The organism is Planomonospora algeriensis (assembly GCF_977012225.1).
This window is the reverse complement of sequence record NZ_CDRNDK010000756.1, coordinates 1-1,986: the sequence shown is the minus strand read 5'-3', so window position 1 is coordinate 1,986 and position 1,986 is coordinate 1. Positions and strand designations below refer to the sequence as shown.

At 74.3% G+C, this 1,986-nt stretch carries 3 protein-coding genes; 2 read left to right on the top strand and 1 reads right to left on the bottom strand.

From position 1 onward, the window contains the following. Positions 1-36 precede the first annotated feature (36 nt). A complete protein-coding gene (locus ACWJ6R_RS35430; protein WP_449066396.1) occupies positions 37-492 on the top strand; it encodes a sensor histidine kinase in 456 nt (151 codons plus the stop codon). A 140-nt stretch (positions 493-632) separates the two neighbouring features. Here the strand turns inward: ACWJ6R_RS35430 and ACWJ6R_RS35425 are convergent, their stop codons facing one another. Beyond that, a complete protein-coding gene (locus ACWJ6R_RS35425; protein WP_449066395.1) occupies positions 633-1,298 on the bottom strand; it encodes an MOSC domain-containing protein in 666 nt (221 codons plus the stop codon). Between the two features lie 83 nt (positions 1,299-1,381). Between ACWJ6R_RS35425 and ACWJ6R_RS35420 the strand changes: the two genes are divergently transcribed. Continuing rightward, a complete protein-coding gene (locus ACWJ6R_RS35420; protein ID WP_449066394.1) occupies positions 1,382-1,930 on the top strand; it encodes a hypothetical protein in 549 nt (182 codons plus the stop codon). Positions 1,931-1,986 lie beyond the last annotated feature (56 nt).

Sequence of the window (1,986 nt, the reverse complement as noted above, 5' to 3'; positions counted from 1 at the left end):
CGGTGACCTGCCGCACGGACGGGCCCGGTCTTCGACATCGGCCCGCTGGACGCCGTCCGGGCCGACGCGGCGCTGCTGCGCCAGCTGCTGGACAACCTGATCGGCAACGCGATCAAATACACCGCCCCGGGGCAGCGCCCGCGCATCACCGCCACCTCCGCGGTCGAGCGGCCCGGATGGATCCGCGTCGAGATCGCCGATCGCGGCATCGGCATCCCCCCAGGCCAGCACCAGATGATCTTCGAGAACTTCCGCCGCGCCCACGCGAACGGCCCGTATACCGGCAGCGGGCTCGGCCTGGCCATCTGCAAGCGCATCGTCGAGCGGCACGGCGGCACGATCCGGGCCGAGGACAACCCCGGCGGAGGCTCCCGGTTCATCTTCACGCTGCCCGCCGCCGACGCCCCGGCCCCCGACCGGACCGGTGAGACCCCACAGGCCACGACGCAGGAGAACAGACCCCGTATCCCCCGCCGCTCCGGCGATACGTGAAGAAGCGACGGCTTCACTCCGTGACGACGGCCCCCTCCGGGCGGAGGGTGCCGTGTCCGTCCCCGGCTACGCCCCGGTCACCGGGGCGGCCGCCACCGGGTCGCCCCGGCGGACGGTGCCGGGGCGGGCCACCTTCATGATCACTCCGAACTTGTTAGTGTGCCGCTCGATGACATGTTTCTGCAGCTGCGGCCAGCGCTCCCGCCCGTCCGGGTCCCAGCTGGCACCGCGCACCTGATGCACGGCCCCGCCACGGCGCCCTCCACCGCCAGCTCCGCGTCCCCGACGGTGATCACGGTGCCGGCCGTCCACTCCTCCTCCGCGAAGGCGGGGGCGTCCAGGAGCAGGTGGAGGTTCGGCCGGAACCTGCGCAGGTCCACCGGCGCGCCCAGCTCCTCCTCCAGCGCGGCCCGGGAGGCTTCGGTCGTCACCAGCACGGTGGGCCCCCGGTCCTGCTGGCCGTCGGCGGCCCGCAGGCGCAGCGGCGTCCCCAGCGACTCCGCCAGCGCACCGGCGAGCCCGGGGTCGTCCCACTTCCACTCGGTCCCGTCCGGCGCCGTCAGCGTCGGCGCGGTCTCCCCCGCCTGGTCCTCCCCGGGATAACCGCTGCTCCAGTGGAGCATCTCCGGGCGCTGCCGCACGGTCAGCGTCCTGCCGGCGTGGTGGTCGCGCTCGTCGACCAGCGCGTAGGCCCGGTCCCCGGCCATCCCCCGCTCGTCGAGCCGCGCCCGTTCGATCTCCTCACCCCGCAGCGACTTCACCGGCCACCGCAACACCCGCTGAACACTCCCGCGATATGTCGTCATGCTCCCTAAAGTAGCGACCCCGGCCTCCGGAGACGCCCGGCGGCGCTCCCGCCCCGGGGCGGGTCGGTAGAGTCGCGGGGACCATGAGAAAACACACGATCACCGCGCTGTGGGAGGAGATCCCCGACGACGCCGACGACCTCGCCCTGGTCAGCGGCGGTTTCCGGGTCTATCTCTGCCTCTGCGGCAAGCAGCTGAGCGACCGGACGGCGGCCGAGCTGCACGCGATGGAGACCGACCAGTGCACCACCTGTCTGGGCTCCGGGACCGAGCAGGTCGTGCCCGACTACGCCCAGCCCTGCACCTCCTGCGCCGGGAGCGGGCGGCGCAAGGCACAGCTGCAGTGGCAGCTCGCCTGCGCCGAGGCCGAGGCGGTGATCACCGTCGACGTCGTCCGCGCGCTGATCGCTCTGCTGCCCGGGCCGTTCCGGCTCTCCCAGGTCGCCGACGCCGTCCGGGACGCCCTGGGCCTGCCGGTGGGCCGGCTGCCGGTCGGCCCCCGCGTGCGCGACGTCCTGCGGAGCCTGGAGGCGGCGGGCGAGCTCGTGCTGGTCTCGGCCCCGGACGAGCTGCTGCGCGGCACCACCGTGGTGCTCTACCGCGACCCCTACTGGGAGCACGCCCGGGACTGAGCCGCCCCGGCGGGCCCGGCGCGGGAGCGCCGCGGGACGCTCCGCGCGCGCGTGCG